The sequence below is a fragment of the Priestia megaterium genome (assembly GCF_046599315.1).
Classification (GTDB): domain Bacteria; phylum Bacillota; class Bacilli; order Bacillales; family Bacillaceae_H; genus Priestia; species Priestia megaterium_F.
Window position 1 is genome coordinate 506,119 of the sequence record NZ_JBKIKC010000003.1, and the last position, 16,032, is coordinate 522,150.

Genomic DNA, 16,032 nt, shown 5'->3' on the forward strand with positions numbered 1-16,032 from the left:
ACACTTTCTTCATTTTCCTATAATAAATTGCCATGTTTCTTTGAAAACTCCCGTTGTATAAAGTGTTTTTAAAATAACAAGAATAACAGGGCCAATTATTAATCCAAAAAATCCAATTAGTTGATATCCTACAAATAAAGCAATTAATGTAGCAAGAGGATCGAGACCGATGCTTGATGACAGAATTTTAGGCTCCATAATTTGTCGCTGCACAAGTACTACAGCATATAGTACCGAAAGCCCTACGGCAAATGACACGTTATCTGTTGCAAACGCATAAATCATCCAAGGAACGAAAACTAGTCCTGTTCCGAGGTAAGGAAGAATATCAACTAAGCCGATTAATAAAGCAATTGTAATAGCATAATCAACCCTAAGAATAAGTAAACCAAAAAGGACGATAATTGTGGTAATCGAGATAAGTGTAAGCTGTGCTTTAATAAAGCCAAACAGTGCATTTTTTAGTTCCACAACAACTGTCTGTCCATTTTCTCTTACTTTTTTAGGAATAAATATGCTGCTTTTAGTCATCAGCTTGTACCAATCTTTACTAATAAAAAAAGTAGCCAGCAATGAAAAAATAATCACAGTAGCCGCATTAGGCAGCACGGATAAAAATATAGGGATGCTTTGCAATACATTTTGCAGAAAATCGCCCACCGTTTGAGCGATATGGTTGCCTACCCCTTTAATGTTCGATAAAATAGTTGCTTGCTGACCGATATTTAAGTTATTAAACATAGAAGTAATGCGTTCATAAAACGGAAGTATTTGTTCTGTAGCAATATTTTCAATAAATATGACCACTTCTTTGAAATTTGTGGGAACAACTTTCGCTAAATACGTACTTCCTGCAATGATTTCTGTGATAAGTAACGTAATAAGTCCGGCCAAAAGAGAGAAGATAAGAACCATTGACAGTAAAACAGCTAAGTAGCGAGGTAAGTGCAGCTTCAATTCAAATAGATTAACCATAGGATTTATGAAAAAAGCAATGCAGCAGGCGATAATAAATGGATATATGAGAGAAGAGATATAATAACTAAGAAATACAGATGCTGCAATAATTACTAACACATAAGTTAAGCGAAATAGTCGATGTAAATGAAGCTTGTACACAATAAATAGAGGCCTCCTTGTAAACGATAGTCAACAAAAGAAAAAGCTACTCATAAAATATCTACGTGATACGCTTTAGATTTATCACAATAAAAAAGAAAGGATGATTAAAATGTTCTCACAACCCATGCTTTTTTTAGCTATTTTACTTGTGATTGGATTGGTGGCTAAAAATCAATCATTAATTATTGCAGTTGCATTTTTACTTATTTTAAAATTAATCGGTTTGGACAGTAAGGTTTTTCCTTTTTTACAATCAAAAGGAATCAACATTGGAGTAACCATTATTACAATTGCCGTTCTTGTGCCAATTGCAACAGGAGATATAGGGTTCAAACAATTAGGCGAAGCCGTGAAATCTTCTTACGCTTGGATTGCTCTAGGAGCCGGAATCGCTGTGGCAATTATTGCTAAGTATGGGCTTACGCTTTTGGAAGATGATCCACATATTACAACCGCTTTAGTTTTCGGCACAATTCTTGCTGTGGCACTGTTTCAAGGGGTAGCAGTAGGTCCATTAATCGGGGCTGGGATTGCTTATTTATTTATGAAATTAACTGAACTCTTTTCGTAGAAATTTTTGTATAATAATAATTTTTTTAAAATTTCTTCTCTCTTTTGATTCACAAAAGTCAGATAATTGTTTATAATATATTTTGAGGCCGCATCTTTTTACATACAATTGTATGTTTTACCTATAGGGCTGTAACAAAGCAATAACACATGCAGATGTTTTACTTTTGTGTGTTATTGAAACAAATGGAAATGTAAGCATTTTCTTTACGTGGGGTGAAGGAATGTTCTTCCAAGATATATATTCAAAAGAGGCGCTTCGTATATCATTTGATGTCTAGTTGAGCAGAGGCTCAATTTTGTTTTTCACGTTTTACACAGAAAGGTATGGGGAATTTTTTCTGTAAAGGAGTGGAGATTTATGACAGCAACTCGAGGTCTAGAAGGGGTAGTCGCTACAACGTCAGCAGTAAGTTCGATTATTGATGACACATTAACATATCAAGGCTACAATATTGATGATTTAGCGAATTATGCAACGTTTGAAGAAGTGGTGTATTTACTATGGCACGGAAAATTACCTAATAAAGAAGAATTATCTGTGTTTTCTAGATTACTAGCAGAAAACGCTAAATTACCCCAAGAAGTCTTAGATCATTTCAAAACTTATCCAATTAAAGATGTTCATCCAATGGCAGCTTTAAGAACAGTCGTATCACTATTGGGGTTATACGATCCTGAAGCTGATTTAATGGATGAAGAAGCAAATTATCGCAAGGCTGTTCGTTTGCAAGCACAATTACCTACAGTGGTAACTGCTTTTTCAAGAGTTCGTAACGGATTAGAGCCAATTGAGCCAAACGAAAATTATAGCATTGCCGCTAACTTTTTATATATGTTAACCGGCGAAGAGCCAACTGATATTCAAGTTGAGGCTTTTGATAAAGCACTTGTCTTACATGCTGACCATGAGCTAAATGCTTCAACTTTTACAGCACGTGTCTGTGTGGCAACATTATCCGATATTTATTCAGGAATTACAGCTGCTATTGGAGCGTTAAAAGGACCTCTTCACGGGGGGGCGAATGAAGCTGTTATGAAAATGTTGTCTGACATTCAAACAGTTGAAAATGCAGAACCTTACATTCGCGAAAAGCTCGCGAAAAAAGAAAAGATTATGGGATTTGGACATCGTGTGTATCAGCAGGGTGATCCGCGTGCCAAGCACTTGAAAGAAATGTCTGAAAAACTTACAAAACAAGCAGGAGATACAACGTTATACGATATGTCAGTGAAAATTGAGGAAATCGTAACAGGCGAGAAAAAGCTTCCGCCAAACGTTGATTTCTATTCAGCTTCTGTATACCACAGCTTAGGTATTGATCACGATTTATTTACTCCAATCTTTGCCGTAAGCCGCGTATCAGGATGGATTGCTCACATTTTAGAGCAGTATTCAAACAATCGTTTGATTCGTCCAAGAGCTGATTATATTGGTCCTGGAAAACAAACGTACATTCCGCTTGAAGAACGCAACTAAACAATGTGACGAAGGTGCTCACGTTCGTTGAGCACTCTTCCATAAGTGAAAGTAGACAAATTTTTTAAGGAGGTCATTCTCATGACAAAAGGTGAACAAATTTCTGTAGCAAACGGTGTTTTAAACGTACCAAATAATCCAATTATTCCATTTATCGAAGGTGATGGAATTGGTCCGGATATCTGGGCAGCAGCTTCTCGCGTATTAGAAGCAGCAGTTGCAAAAGCATACAACGGTGAAAAAGAAATCGTTTGGAAAGAAGTATTAGCAGGTGAAAAAGCATTTAATCAAACTGGCGAATGGTTACCGGAAGAAACGTTAGATGCAATTCGCGAATACATAATTGCAATCAAAGGACCATTAACGACACCAGTAGGCGGTGGAATTCGTTCTCTAAACGTGGCATTGCGTCAAGAATTAGACTTATTTACATGCTTACGTCCTGTTCGTTACTTCGAAGGTGTACCTTCTCCAATTAAGCGTCCAGAAGATACTGATATGGTTATCTTCCGTGAAAATACTGAAGATATTTATGCGGGTATTGAATATGCAAAGGGTTCTGAAGAAGTACAAAAGCTTGTTTCATTCCTACAAACGGAATTAGGAGTAAATAAAATCCGTTTCCCTGAAACTTCTGGATTGGGTATCAAGCCTATTTCTTCTGAAGGAACAGAGCGTCTTGTGCGTGCAGCAATTAACTATGCAATTGAACAAGGCCGCAAGTCTGTTACGCTTGTACACAAAGGTAACATTATGAAATATACAGAAGGCGCATTTAAAAATTGGGGCTATGAGCTAGCTGAAAAAGAATTCGGCGATAAAGTATTTACTTGGGCTCAATATGACCGCATCGTTGAAAAAGAAGGTGCACAAGCTGCAAACAAAGCTCAAGCGGAAGCGGAAGCAGCAGGAAAAATTATTGTAAAAGATTCAATTGCGGATATCTTCTTACAACAAATTTTAACTCGTCCACGTGAATTTGATGTAGTAGCAACTATGAATTTAAATGGAGATTACATTTCAGATGCATTAGCAGCACAAGTTGGTGGTATCGGAATTGCTCCAGGAGCAAATATCAACTACGAAACTGGACATGCTATCTTTGAAGCAACTCACGGTACAGCACCTAAATATGCTGGTTTAGATAAAGTAAACCCATCTTCTGTATTATTATCAGGTGTGTTAATGCTTGAACACCTTGGCTGGAATGAAGCAGCTGATTTAATCATGAAATCAATGGAAAAAACAATTGCTTCAAAAGTAGTAACATATGATTTTGCACGTTTAATGGACGGCGCAACAGAAGTAAAGTGTTCAGAGTTTGCTGATGAATTAATTAGCAATCTAGGAAAACAAGTAACAGTTTAATAGCTATTCATTTAGGGGAGGAATTATAATGACAAATATTCGTAAAAAAGTATCTGTTATCGGAGCGGGCTTTACGGGAGCTACAACTGCTTTTTTAATTGGTCAAAAAGAATTAGCTGATGTTGTATTAGTTGATATTCCGCAATTAGAAAATCCAGCTAAAGGTAAAGCGCTGGATATGTTAGAAGCAAGTCCTGTACAAGGCTTTGATGCTAACATTACCGGAACAGCCAACTACGAAGACACAGCTGATTCTGACATTGTCATTATTACAGCTGGTATCGCGCGTAAGCCAGGTATGAGTCGCGATGATTTAGTAACAACGAACCAAAAAATCATGAAGTCTGTTACTCAAGAAGTTGTTAAATACTCACCAAACTGTCACATTATCGTGTTAACAAACCCGGTGGATGCTATGACGTACACAGTATTTAAAGAGTCTGGTTTTCCTAAGAATCGCGTAATTGGTCAATCAGGCGTACTAGATTCTGCACGTTTCCGTACGTTCGTAGCGCAGGAGTTAAACATTTCAGTGAAAGATATCACAGGTTTTGTACTTGGTGGACATGGCGATGACATGGTACCTCTTGTACGCTATTCATATGCTGGCGGTATTCCTCTTGAAACGCTTATTCCAAAAGCACGCCTTGAAGCAATTGTTGAAAGAACACGCAAAGGCGGTGGCGAGATCGTTAACTTATTAGGTAACGGAAGTGCGTACTACGCTCCTGCTGCTTCTTTAGTAGAAATGACAGAAGCGATCTTAAAAGATCAGCGTCGCATTTTACCAGCGATTGCTTACTTAGAGGGTGAATATGGTTATAACGGCATCTACTTAGGTGTTCCAACTGTATTAGGAGCTGCTGGAATTGAGCAAGTAATTGAATTAGAACTTACTGATTCGGAAAAAGCTGCGTTAGATCAATCAGCAAAGTCAGTCAAAACTGTCATGGGTGTATTAGCTTAATACAATAAAATAGGTTTGAGTATAGGTTATTATAGATATTCAAACAATAGTCACAAGGAAAATTCGAGGGAAACCTCGAATTTTTCTTGTATACAGAGAAAGAAAATCTATTACTTTATACAAAAGGTGGAATGATGATGGTATTAGGTAAAAAACAAAAAATAGGTCGAAGTATTGAAGACATCAAAGTTGGAGAGAAGTTAACGCTGACTGAACGAATTGAAGATAAAGATATCTTGTTGTACTTAGGACTGACAAATGATTCTAACCCTTTATACATTCAACATGATTACGCCTCTCAGACACCTTTTAAAAAACCTATTGTACCAAGCATTATGATTACCGGTATTATGACAGCAGCCATTTCAAAGTATTTACCGGGACCCGGAAGCCACGTTGCAGAACATACGGTTGCCTTTCCTAAAAAAATTCATCATTATAGCACAATCGAATTTTTATTCGAAGTGACAGAAGTAGATATTTCTTCTAAAACTGTTACGATTGGGGTGGAAGCAGTTAATGAGCAAAAGGAGAAAGTCGTAACAGCACAGTTTCTTGTGCATCCGCCGTTTAGACTTCCATCAGTAGAAACACACGACTTTGAAAATTTTTAAAACAACGTAAATGTTTAAGGTATAGAAGAAACTCTTTGGCCATATTTTCTGAAAATGTCGAAATGTATTGGAGAACGAGGCTAAAACATTGTATGATAAGAGAAGATAAAAAGAAAACAATATCATTTGGATGAAGCTGCGGTTTAATTTAACTAGATGGAGGCTTATATCGTTAATATGAGTAAGAAAATATTAGTCGTAGATGATGAACAATCAATTTCAACATTATTACAATATAATTTACAACAAGCTGGATTTAGAGTAGAAACAGCTGAAGACGGGGAAGAAGGATATAACAAGGTACTAGAAGGAAAACCGGATTTAATTGTATTAGACTTGATGCTTCCTAAGATGGATGGAATTGAAGTTTGTAAAAAGCTTCGTCAGCAAAAAGTGATGACACCTATTTTAATGTTAACCGCAAAAGACGATGAGTTTGACAAGGTGTTAGGGTTAGAGCTTGGGGCAGACGACTACATGACTAAACCATTTAGCCCTCGAGAAGTAGTAGCACGTGTAAAAGCCATTTTACGCAGAACACAAATTATTGCTCAGGAAAATGAACAAGAGGAAGACGGCGAACGCATCACGATTGGTGATTTGAAAATTCTTCCAGATCATTATGAAGCCTATTTCAATCAAGAGCAGCTTGAGCTTACCCCGAAAGAATTCGAGTTATTATTATATTTGGCAAAATACAAAGGGCGGGTATTAACTCGTGATCAGCTGCTAAGTGCAGTGTGGAATTACGATTTTGCTGGAGATACGCGAATTGTAGATGTGCACATCAGCCACCTGCGTGAGAAAATTGAACATAACACGCGAAAACCTGTTTATATAAAAACAATTAGGGGATTAGGATATAAGCTGGAGGAACCAAAGATAGATGAATAAATTTCGTTCAAGGCTACTTCTGGCTCTATTAGTACTTATCATTATTGTATTAGTAGGTCTTGGTCTGCTGCTGGGACAGTTATTTAAAAACTTTTATTTTCAGACGTTTCAAGAGCGAATGGAAAAAGAAGCAAAGCTTGTAGAAATGTATATTAGCGAAGAAGGCATCGCAAGTCCTGCTTTAAAATCTAAAGTTGATCAAATCAGCAATTCGTTAAGTGTACGAACGACTATCGTTCAAAAAGACGGAAAAATATTAGTTGATTCAAATCCAGGTAGCAAACAGCAAGGAATCGAAAAAAGTATCGTAATTCAACAAGTGTTGAAAAAACAGTTAAACAGTAAAAAAAGCTTTGATCAAATTAAAGAAGATTATGACTTATATTACTATGGCATTCCGCTTACTATACAAGGTAAGCAAGAGGGATTTGTTGTGCTGAGCACATCGTTTGATTCATTAAAACAAGTAAATCAGCAAATCTGGGGCCTTCTTATTGGGAGTTTAGGTCTAGCTTTAATTGTAATTTTACTCTTAGGTGTAAAGATCATGGGGCGCTATACCCGTCCTATTGAATCGGCAACCAAGGTGGCTATGGAACTTGCAAAAGGGAATTATAAAGCTCGTACATATGAAGATTACGTAGATGAAACGGGTATGCTCAGTCAGTCTATTAACGCACTTGCGCGTAATCTGCAAGAGTCTATCACTAATCAAGAAATGCAGCAGGACAGGCTGCGCACTCTAATTGAAAATATGGGAAGCGGCATGCTTCTCATCGATAGTCGAGGCTATATAAACTTAGTGAATCGAGCTTATAAAGAGCAGTTTCATATACATCCGGACGACTTCCTTTATCATTTGTATTACGAGGTGTTTGAGCACAAAGAAATCATTAAACTTGTGGAAAAGATATTTATGACGGAGGTAAAGGTTCGAAAACAAGTGGTTCTGCCTTTAAATATTGAACGAAGGTATTTTGATGTTTACGGAGCGCCGATTATTGGCTTAAACGATGAATGGAAAGGTATTGTGCTTGTTTTCCATGATATTACTGAGCTGAAAAAACTAGAACAAGTTCGCCGTGACTTTGTAGCCAATGTGTCTCATGAACTAAAAACTCCTATTACATCCATTAAAGGGTTTAGTGAGACATTATTAGACGGTGCCATGGAAGACCCGCAGCTGCGGCAGCAGTTTCTATCTATTATTCTAACGGAAAGTCAGCGCATGGAGAGCTTGATTCAAGACCTTTTAGATTTGTCTAAAGTTGAACAGCAAGGGTTTAAACTAAGCATTCATTCAGTAGATTTGAATACACTTCTTTATGAAGTTACGACATTGCTATCAAACCGAGCGACTGAAAAAGAAATCACGCTAACATTAGATACGCTTCCTGAAGAAGCGTGGATTGATGGTGACAGTCAGCGCCTTATGCAGGTGTTTGTTAACTTAATTGGCAATGCGCTCATGTATACAATGCCTGGAGGAACCGTTCACGTTTCGCTTGAAGAGGAAGAAGCAACAATTACGGTTCATATTCAAGATACAGGTATCGGTATTGATTCTGATGAAATTTCACGTATTTTTGAGCGTTTTTACCGAGTAGATAAAGCAAGAAGCCGTAATTCCGGAGGAACAGGTCTTGGATTAGCAATTGTCAAACACCTGGTTGAAGCTCATAAAGGGGAAATTGAAGTGAAAAGTGAAGTCAACAAAGGAACAACTTTTTCGGTAAAGCTACACAAGTATTTACCGCAGATATAAAATGTTTACGTTCCTTTTACAATTTATTTAATGTAGCTTAATAAATTGTTGATACAATTTTTCATGGAAACCCCTTCATCCAAGGAGCCAATATGTAAGGCGGAAATAGCTTTAACCGTGCTATTTTCGCCGATTCTTTTTTGCGATTTTTATTCATTTGCATGTTACACCGCCTAAGATAACTAGGCGGTGTTTTTATTTTATGATGTATAGAACCTTATCACCATATGAAAATAAAACGTTGAATTCAAGAGTACTTTTTGTCCTTAAAGCTTATTGTTTGCTAAAATAAAGGTAAGATAAGAAGAGAGCGAAATGGAGGAACACGAATGACACAAAAACTAGTATTAATTGACGGGAATAGTATTGCTTACCGTGCATTTTTTGCTTTGCCGCTTTTAAACAATGATAAAGGAATACATACAAACGCCATATATGGCTTTACTACGATGTTGACGCGTATCTTAGAGGAAGAGAAGCCAACGCATTTACTTGTGGCTTTTGATGCAGGAAAAACAACGTTTCGTCACAAAACATTTACAGAATATAAAGGAGGCAGACAAAAGACACCTCCTGAACTTTCAGAGCAGTTTCCCTTTATTCGTGAATTATTAGATGCATATGGAATTAAGCGCTATGAACTGCCTGATTATGAAGCAGATGATATTATCGGTACACTTTCGAAGCAAGCTGAACAAAAAGGAATGGCTGTGAAAGTCATTTCCGGGGATAAAGATTTACTTCAGCTTGTGTCAGAGCATGTAACAGTAGATATTACGAGAAAAGGAATTACAGATGTCGATTCATATACGCCTGCAGCTATTGATGAGAAATATGGTATTACAGCTGCACAAATCATTGATATGAAGGGGCTTATGGGGGACAGCTCAGATAATATCCCAGGCGTGCCCGGAGTCGGGGAAAAAACAGCCTTAAAGCTATTAAAAGAGTTCGAAACGGTTGAAAATGTATTGGAATCTATCGACCAAGTCAGCGGTAAAAAATTAAAAGAAAAGCTAGAAGATAATCGTGAATCAGCCGTTATGAGTAAAAAGCTTGCGACTATTTATTGCGAAGCGCCTCTTGAAGTATCTGTAGAAGACGCAAAGTATGAAGGGTTTGAATCTTCAAAGGTCATTTCTTTATTTAAAGAGCTTGGATTTAATTCTCTGCTTGCTAAATTTGGTGAATCGGCAGAAGAAGAAGTTAATTTTGAAGAACTAACGTTTGAAGTAGCGAAAGAAGTTCACGATGATATGTTAACAAGCGAAGCAGCTCTTATCGTAGAAGGTTATGAAGAAAACTATCATCGCAACCAGTTGCTTGGTTTTGGAATCAGCAACAAAAATGGCCACTATTTTATTGATAAAGATGCAGCTCTTTCATCTTCTAAATTTAAAGCATGGTTAGAAGATGAACGTGTAAAAAAGACGGTGTTTAATGGAAAACGTACGATTGTATCGTTAAAATGGGCGGGTCAGGAAATTAAAGGAATTGAACATGATGTAATGATTGCTTCTTACATTTTAAATCCTGCTGAGGCAAATGATGATCTAGCCACAATTGCAAAATTAAAAGGATATCACCAAGTGCAGTCAGATGAAGCTGTGTATGGAAAGGGAGCTAAGCGAAGCATTGCGGAGGCCGAGCAGCTAGCTGAGCACGTTATTCGAAAAGCAGCCGCTGTAGCTTATTTAAAAGAAGCGTTAGAAAAAGAATTGGTTGAAAATGAACAGTTTGAGCTGTTTGAAAAGCTTGAAATGCCTCTTGCTATTGTCCTCGCTGATATGGAATATCAAGGAGTGAAAATTGACCGTACGCGTTTGGATGAAATGGGAGAAGATCTTCGAGAACAGCTTGAAAAAATTGAAGCGAAAATCTACGAATACGCTGGACAAGAGTTTAATATTAATTCACCAAAGCAGCTAGGGGTTGTTCTTTTTGAAAAAATGCAGCTTCCAGTCATAAAGAAAACAAAAACAGGCTATTCTACATCAGCTGATGTATTGGAGCAATTAGCTAGTACCCATGATATTATCCCAGAGATTCTCCAATATCGTCAGCTAGGAAAACTCCAGTCTACGTATATTGAAGGATTAAAGAAAGTTATTCATGAAAACGATGGGAAGGTTCATACACGCTTTAATCAAACGTTAACTCAAACGGGAAGGTTAAGCTCAGTAGATCCTAACTTGCAAAACATTCCGATTCGTCTTGAAGAAGGTAAAAAAATAAGAGGTGCATTCGTGCCGTCACAGCCTGATTGGTTGATATTTGCGGCTGATTATTCACAAATTGAGCTGCGCGTATTGGCTCATATTGCAGATGATGAAAAGTTAATTGATGCGTTTAAGCATGACTTAGATATTCATACGAAAACAGCAATGGATGTATTTCACGTTGAAAGAGAAGAAGTAACGTCGAATATGCGCCGTCAGGCTAAAGCAGTTAATTTTGGGATTGTCTACGGCATTAGTGACTATGGTTTATCGCAAAGTTTAGGAATTACAAGAAAAGAAGCAGCTACTTTTATTGAGCGTTATTTAAAAAGCTTCCCAGGTGTGCAGGAGTATATGGATACGATTGTACGCGATGCAAAAGAAAAGGGATATGTAACAACGCTCTTGCATCGCCGACGTTATTTGCCTGAAATCACGAGCCGAAACTTTAATCTCCGCAGCTTCGCTGAACGTACGGCTATGAATACGCCTATCCAAGGGACAGCAGCTGATATTATTAAAAAAGCAATGATTGAAATGGATAAGCGCTTAAGAGAAGAGAATCTTCAGGCTAAGCTGCTGCTTCAAGTACACGATGAGCTGATTTTTGAAGCCCCAGAAGAAGAAATTAAAATTTTAGAAAAAATCGTACCCGAAGTAATGGAACATGCTTTAGAGCTAAAAGTTCCATTAAAAGTAGATTATTCTTACGGAAAGACTTGGTACGAAGCAAAGTAGTGAAAAAAAGGATGTGACAAACGTGCCAGAATTACCAGAAGTTGAAACCGTCAGACGTACGTTAATTGAATTAGCTAGTGGAAAGACCATTGAGCGTGTAACAGTCAAATGGCCTAATATTATTAAACGTCCTGAACAAGTTGAACAGTTTTGTGACGCGCTTGTTGGACAAACCATTCGAGATGTTGAACGCAGAGGTAAGTTTTTGAAAATTGTACTCGACGATTATACAATGGTTTCTCACTTGCGTATGGAAGGAAAATATGCTCTTCATGAGAATGCAGAAGAACCAGACAAACATGTACACGTCTTTTTTCACTTCACGGATGGAACAGAATTGCGATACCGGGATGTAAGGAAATTTGGTACTATGCACTTGTTTAAAAAGGGAGAGGAAGATCTGTTTCCTCCTCTTATTGGCCTTGGACCTGAACCGTTTGACGAAACATTTAATCCAAGTCAATTAAAAATGCGAATCGGCAAAACGTCTCGAAAAATCAAGCCGGTTTTACTCGATCAAAATGTCGTTGTTGGGCTCGGGAATATCTATGTAGATGAAGCACTATTTCGCGCAGGGATTCATCCTGAACGTGTGGCTAGCCAATTAACAGATGAAGAGTATGAAAAATTGTATGAAGAAATTGTAGCAACCCTTCAAGAAGCTGTAAAACAAGGGGGTAGCACAATTCGCACGTATGTAAACACACAGGGACAAATAGGCATGTTTCAGCAGCAGCTCTATGTGTACGGAAGAAAAGGTGAATCCTGTAAAAATTGCGGTACACCAATTGAAAAATTTGTTGTAGGCGGTCGAGGAACACATATCTGCCCAAATTGTCAGCCGGCTAAAAAATAACAATGGATGGGCTCCTTTCATATACTATGTATAGACAGAAAGGAAAGGAGTCCTCTCATCATGATAACATTTTCTTTACTTATCCTTGCTTTTGCCGTAAGTCTTGACAGCTTTAGCGTTGGCCTGACATACGGACTTCGAAAGGTAAAAATTCCGCTGAAATCCATTTTTATCATTTCGTGTTGCTCAGCATTTTCTCTAATGTTTTCTATGTTTTTAGGAAAGGTACTTACGCATCTATTTTCAGTGGATGTATTAAATAAAGTGGGTGGAAGTATCTTTGTTCTGCTTGGAATGTGGATTTTATACCAGTTTTTTCGTCCAGCAGATTCGTCTCGAGTGAAAGAAGAAAAAACATTAGTGAAAATTGAAATTAAGTCAATTGGCTTAGTCATTAACGTATTGAAAAAACCGACTGCAGCAGATTTAGATAATTCAGGTTCTATCACTGGGATTGAGGCATTTATACTTGGAATTGCATTATCTCTTGATGCATTTGGAGCGGGATTTGGAGCTGCTTTATTAGGTTATTCACCGTATGCTTTAGCGTTGGCTGTAGCTCTTATGAGTTCTCTTTTTTTAAGCGCTGGCATACAGTTTGGTAAAATTTTTTCACGTTTATCATGGATGAAAATGTTCTCGTTTGTACCAGGAGTTCTGCTTATTATTTTAGGTATTTTTAGATTTTAAATAAATGGATAAAGGAGAGGCCAATGTCAATTGTAATTGGATTAACGGGGGGAATTGCAAGCGGAAAAAGCACGGTAACTGGAATGCTAAGAGATATTAATATTCCCGTAATCGATGCTGATCACATTGCAAAAGAAGTTGTAGAACTAGGAAAAGAAGCATACAAACAAATTGTAGAGACGTTCGGCTGTGCTATTCTTCACGAGAATGGGGAGATCAATCGAGCAGCTTTAGGGGAGATTGTGTTTTATCAAGAGGAAGAACGTAAAAAACTAAATGCAATTGTACATCCTGCTGTAAGAAAAGAAATGCTTTCTCAAAAGGAAAAATATATAGAGGAAGGCTACGAAGCTGTTGTATTAGATATTCCGCTGCTGTTTGAAAGTGATTTAACACACTTAGTCGATAAAGTAGTAGTTGTATATGTCGATGAGCGTGTACAGCTAGAACGACTAAAGTCGCGTAATAATCTCTCGACGGAGGATGCCTATGCGCGTATTCATGCTCAGCTGCCTTTGATTCGAAAAGTAGCATTAGCCGATGCGGTGATTAACAACAACGGTCCTATAGAGGAAACAAAACAACAGCTTTTAAGTATATTAGCCCTATGGCTAGATTAAAGAGTGAATGATTGCATTCACTCTTTTTTTATTGAGAATATTTAAGAGCTTCTAAAAAAGAATGTGTTAAATATCTGTTCTCTCTATATACATATAGTAAAACTTAATTGAAATAATTTATTAAAAAAAATTAATATTATTCACTTTTTAAATATTTATGTTATACTATTCAATATAAAAAGTTAATTAGTATAACACATATGGAGAGGGGTATAGCCATGAAAGCACGTATTGCCATTAATGGTTTTGGGAGAATAGGAAGAATGGTGTTTCGCACAGCGATTATAGAGGAGAATTTAGATATTATTGCAATAAACGCATCTTATCCAGCAGAAACGCTAGCACATTTAATCAAATATGATTCTATACACGGCCCATTTAATGGGGATGTTAAATGTGATGATGATGCGCTAATTGTTAACGGTAAAAGAATTCAGCTATTAAATTCACGTGATCCGTTAAATTTGCCTTGGAAAGAGCTTGGGATTGATCTAGTTGTCGAAGCAACAGGGAAATTTAATTCAAGGGAAAAAGCGCAGTTACATATTGAAGCAGGTGCGAAAAAAGTTGTCTTAACAGCACCGGGTAAACAAGAGGATATCACCATTGTGATGGGTGTGAACGAGCGAGAGTTTGATGTGAATCAGCATAACATTATTTCCAATGCCTCTTGTACGACAAATTGTCTAGCTCCAGTTGTCAAGGTGCTAGACGAAGCGTTCACAATTGAAAACGGTTTAATGACGACCGTTCACGCATACACAAATGATCAAAAGAATATTGATAATCCACATAAAGACTTGCGAAGAGCTCGCGCGTGTGCTCAATCAATTATTCCTACAACAACTGGAGCAGCTAAGGCACTTTCGTTAGTTCTTCCTCATTTGAAAGGAAAACTTCATGGGATGGCGCTGCGGGTGCCAACGCCGAACGTATCTCTTGTCGATTTAGTTGTAGATGTAAAGAAACCTGTGACGATGGAAGATGTTAATTTAGCGTTCATTAAAGCTGCTGAAGGGCCATTAAAGAATATTCTAAATTTAACAATGGAACCACTTGTATCAATCGATTTTAATACAAACCCTCATTCAGCTATAGTAGATGGACTATCGACCATCGTGATGGAAGACCATAAAATTAAAGTGTTAGCTTGGTACGATAACGAGTGGGGTTATTCTCAGCGCGTAGTCGATTTGGTAAGATATATTGCTGCAGAAATGCGTAATGGATCAAAAATAAGAGTAAGCTAAGAAAGCTATGGATTGCTTTTAAAAAAACAGGGAGCTATCGCCCTGTTTTTTTGTTTTTATTCAAAAGAATAGGGAAAGGCAATAAGATAAGCATGTAAAGGGGTGTTTCTTTTCCGCAATTTTAATGAAAAATTAGCAGTCGTTTAGCAGCTTTTGTGCGCAGCCTCATAAGACATAGGGATAATTTGTATAGGTCTGTCTGCAAGAACAATCTTTAATAAAATCAAAACACGTATTGCAAAATAAATGTAAACAAAGTATACTATGTTTCGTGAACTTCTTGTGTACCTTTCGGTGATGTGGCTACTTAAAGGGTTAGGACCTCTTTGGACTAACTTTCCCCCGTGGTAGTTAACATGCTATATGGCGAAAGAACTTCATGTTTAACGATTAAAAATTGTTAAAGGGGGAAATATCATTATGGAAACAATGGGTCGTCATGTCATCTCAGAATTATGGGGATGCGATTTCGATAAGTTAAATGATATTGATTATATTGAAAAAACGTTTGTTGATGCAGCTTTAAAATCTGGTGCGGAAGTTCGCGAAGTAGCGTTCCATAAATTTGCACCTCAAGGTGTAAGTGGCGTTGTTATTATTTCAGAATCACATTTAACGATTCACAGCTTCCCAGAGCATGGTTATGCAAGTATTGATGTTTATACTTGTGGTCATTTAGATCCTACAATCGCAGCGGATTATATTGCAGATGCTCTAAGTGCACAAACACGTGAAACAATTGAATTGCCACGTGGAATGGGTCCTGTTCAGGTAAAACAAACTAAAGCGAATGCACTTTAATAGTGTCGATTGATTACGTAAGTTAAGAGGTGTATTACACACCTCTTTTTAGTATATAAACTTTTAGTATGTAAAAAC

Annotated in this window: 14 protein-coding genes; 13 read left to right on the forward strand and 1 reads right to left on the reverse strand. The window is 37.3% G+C overall.

Features of this window, described 5'->3' with window-relative positions; translation table 11 throughout:
- Positions 1-9: 9 nt before the first annotated feature.
- The gene (gene ytvI / locus ACLHDF_RS13685; protein ID WP_413919305.1) at positions 10-1,119 is read right to left on the reverse strand and encodes a sporulation integral membrane protein YtvI; all 1,110 of its coding nucleotides are present in this window, start codon (positions 1,117-1,119) and stop codon (positions 10-12) included.
- A gap of 112 nt (positions 1,120-1,231) precedes the next feature.
- On the opposite strand from ytvI, the gene ACLHDF_RS13690 reads away from it, so the two are divergent.
- From ACLHDF_RS13690 to speD, 13 genes are all read left to right on the forward strand, one after another.
- A complete protein-coding gene (locus ACLHDF_RS13690; RefSeq protein WP_413919306.1) occupies positions 1,232-1,693 on the forward strand; it encodes a DUF441 domain-containing protein in 462 nt (153 codons plus the stop codon).
- A gap of 360 nt (positions 1,694-2,053) precedes the next feature.
- Positions 2,054-3,172, forward strand: coding sequence for a citrate synthase (gene citZ, locus ACLHDF_RS13695; RefSeq protein ID WP_413919307.1), 1,119 nt, complete (start codon positions 2,054-2,056; stop codon positions 3,170-3,172).
- Between the two features lie 75 nt (positions 3,173-3,247).
- The gene (gene icd, locus ACLHDF_RS13700) at positions 3,248-4,540 is read left to right on the forward strand and encodes an NADP-dependent isocitrate dehydrogenase (RefSeq protein ID WP_269091680.1); all 1,293 of its coding nucleotides are present in this window, start codon (positions 3,248-3,250) and stop codon (positions 4,538-4,540) included.
- 28 nt (positions 4,541-4,568) lie between these two features.
- On the forward strand, positions 4,569-5,507 hold the full coding sequence (gene mdh, locus ACLHDF_RS13705) for a malate dehydrogenase (protein WP_413919308.1): 939 nt from the start codon (positions 4,569-4,571) through the stop codon (positions 5,505-5,507).
- A gap of 137 nt (positions 5,508-5,644) precedes the next feature.
- The gene (locus ACLHDF_RS13710) at positions 5,645-6,121 is read left to right on the forward strand and encodes a MaoC family dehydratase (RefSeq protein ID WP_413919309.1); all 477 of its coding nucleotides are present in this window, start codon (positions 5,645-5,647) and stop codon (positions 6,119-6,121) included.
- A gap of 177 nt (positions 6,122-6,298) precedes the next feature.
- A complete protein-coding gene (locus ACLHDF_RS13715) occupies positions 6,299-7,015 on the forward strand; it encodes a response regulator (RefSeq protein WP_413919310.1) in 717 nt (238 codons plus the stop codon).
- Entirely contained in the window at positions 7,008-8,780 is a 1,773-nt protein-coding gene (gene pnpS, locus ACLHDF_RS13720; RefSeq protein ID WP_413919311.1) for a two-component system histidine kinase PnpS, read from the forward strand. Before ACLHDF_RS13715 ends, pnpS begins: the two co-directional genes overlap by 8 nt.
- Before the next feature lie 329 nt (positions 8,781-9,109).
- Positions 9,110-11,737: a DNA polymerase I gene (gene polA / locus ACLHDF_RS13725; protein ID WP_413919312.1), complete on the forward strand. Its 2,628-nt coding sequence runs from the start codon at positions 9,110-9,112 to the stop codon at positions 11,735-11,737.
- A gap of 22 nt (positions 11,738-11,759) precedes the next feature.
- Positions 11,760-12,593 carry a DNA-formamidopyrimidine glycosylase gene (gene mutM, locus ACLHDF_RS13730; protein ID WP_413919313.1) on the forward strand — a complete coding sequence of 278 codons (834 nt, stop codon included), beginning with the start codon at positions 11,760-11,762 and terminating at the stop codon, positions 12,591-12,593.
- 60 nt (positions 12,594-12,653) lie between these two features.
- Positions 12,654-13,283: a sporulation membrane protein YtaF gene (gene ytaF, locus ACLHDF_RS13735; protein ID WP_413919314.1), complete on the forward strand. Its 630-nt coding sequence runs from the start codon at positions 12,654-12,656 to the stop codon at positions 13,281-13,283.
- A 23-nt stretch (positions 13,284-13,306) separates the two neighbouring features.
- A complete protein-coding gene (coaE, locus tag ACLHDF_RS13740) occupies positions 13,307-13,903 on the forward strand; it encodes a dephospho-CoA kinase (protein ID WP_413919315.1) in 597 nt (198 codons plus the stop codon).
- Between the two features lie 218 nt (positions 13,904-14,121).
- Entirely contained in the window at positions 14,122-15,153 is a 1,032-nt protein-coding gene (locus tag ACLHDF_RS13745; RefSeq protein ID WP_413919316.1) for a glyceraldehyde-3-phosphate dehydrogenase, read from the forward strand.
- 420 nt (positions 15,154-15,573) lie between these two features.
- On the forward strand, positions 15,574-15,954 hold the full coding sequence (gene speD / locus ACLHDF_RS13750; protein ID WP_013059434.1) for an adenosylmethionine decarboxylase: 381 nt from the start codon (positions 15,574-15,576) through the stop codon (positions 15,952-15,954).
- Positions 15,955-16,032 lie beyond the last annotated feature (78 nt).

Bases quoted from the DNA above. Each gene is read 5' to 3' on its own strand.
- ACLHDF_RS13690 (WP_413919306.1), top strand. From the start codon at position 1,232: ATGTTCTCACAACCCATGCTTTTTTTAGCTATTTTACTTGTGATTGGA.
- citZ (WP_413919307.1), top strand. From the start codon at position 2,054: ATGACAGCAACTCGAGGTCTAGAAGGGGTAGTCGCTACAACGTCAGCA.
- mdh (WP_413919308.1), top strand. From the start codon at position 4,569: ATGACAAATATTCGTAAAAAAGTATCTGTTATCGGAGCGGGCTTTACG.
- ACLHDF_RS13710 (WP_413919309.1), top strand. From the start codon at position 5,645: ATGGTATTAGGTAAAAAACAAAAAATAGGTCGAAGTATTGAAGACATC.
- ACLHDF_RS13715 (WP_413919310.1), top strand. From the start codon at position 6,299: ATGAGTAAGAAAATATTAGTCGTAGATGATGAACAATCAATTTCAACA.
- pnpS (WP_413919311.1), top strand. From the start codon at position 7,008: ATGAATAAATTTCGTTCAAGGCTACTTCTGGCTCTATTAGTACTTATC.
- polA (WP_413919312.1), top strand. From the start codon at position 9,110: ATGACACAAAAACTAGTATTAATTGACGGGAATAGTATTGCTTACCGT.
- ytaF (WP_413919314.1), top strand. From the start codon at position 12,654: ATGATAACATTTTCTTTACTTATCCTTGCTTTTGCCGTAAGTCTTGAC.
- coaE (WP_413919315.1), top strand. From the start codon at position 13,307: ATGTCAATTGTAATTGGATTAACGGGGGGAATTGCAAGCGGAAAAAGC.
- ACLHDF_RS13745 (WP_413919316.1), top strand. From the start codon at position 14,122: ATGAAAGCACGTATTGCCATTAATGGTTTTGGGAGAATAGGAAGAATG.
- speD (WP_013059434.1), top strand. From the start codon at position 15,574: ATGGAAACAATGGGTCGTCATGTCATCTCAGAATTATGGGGATGCGAT.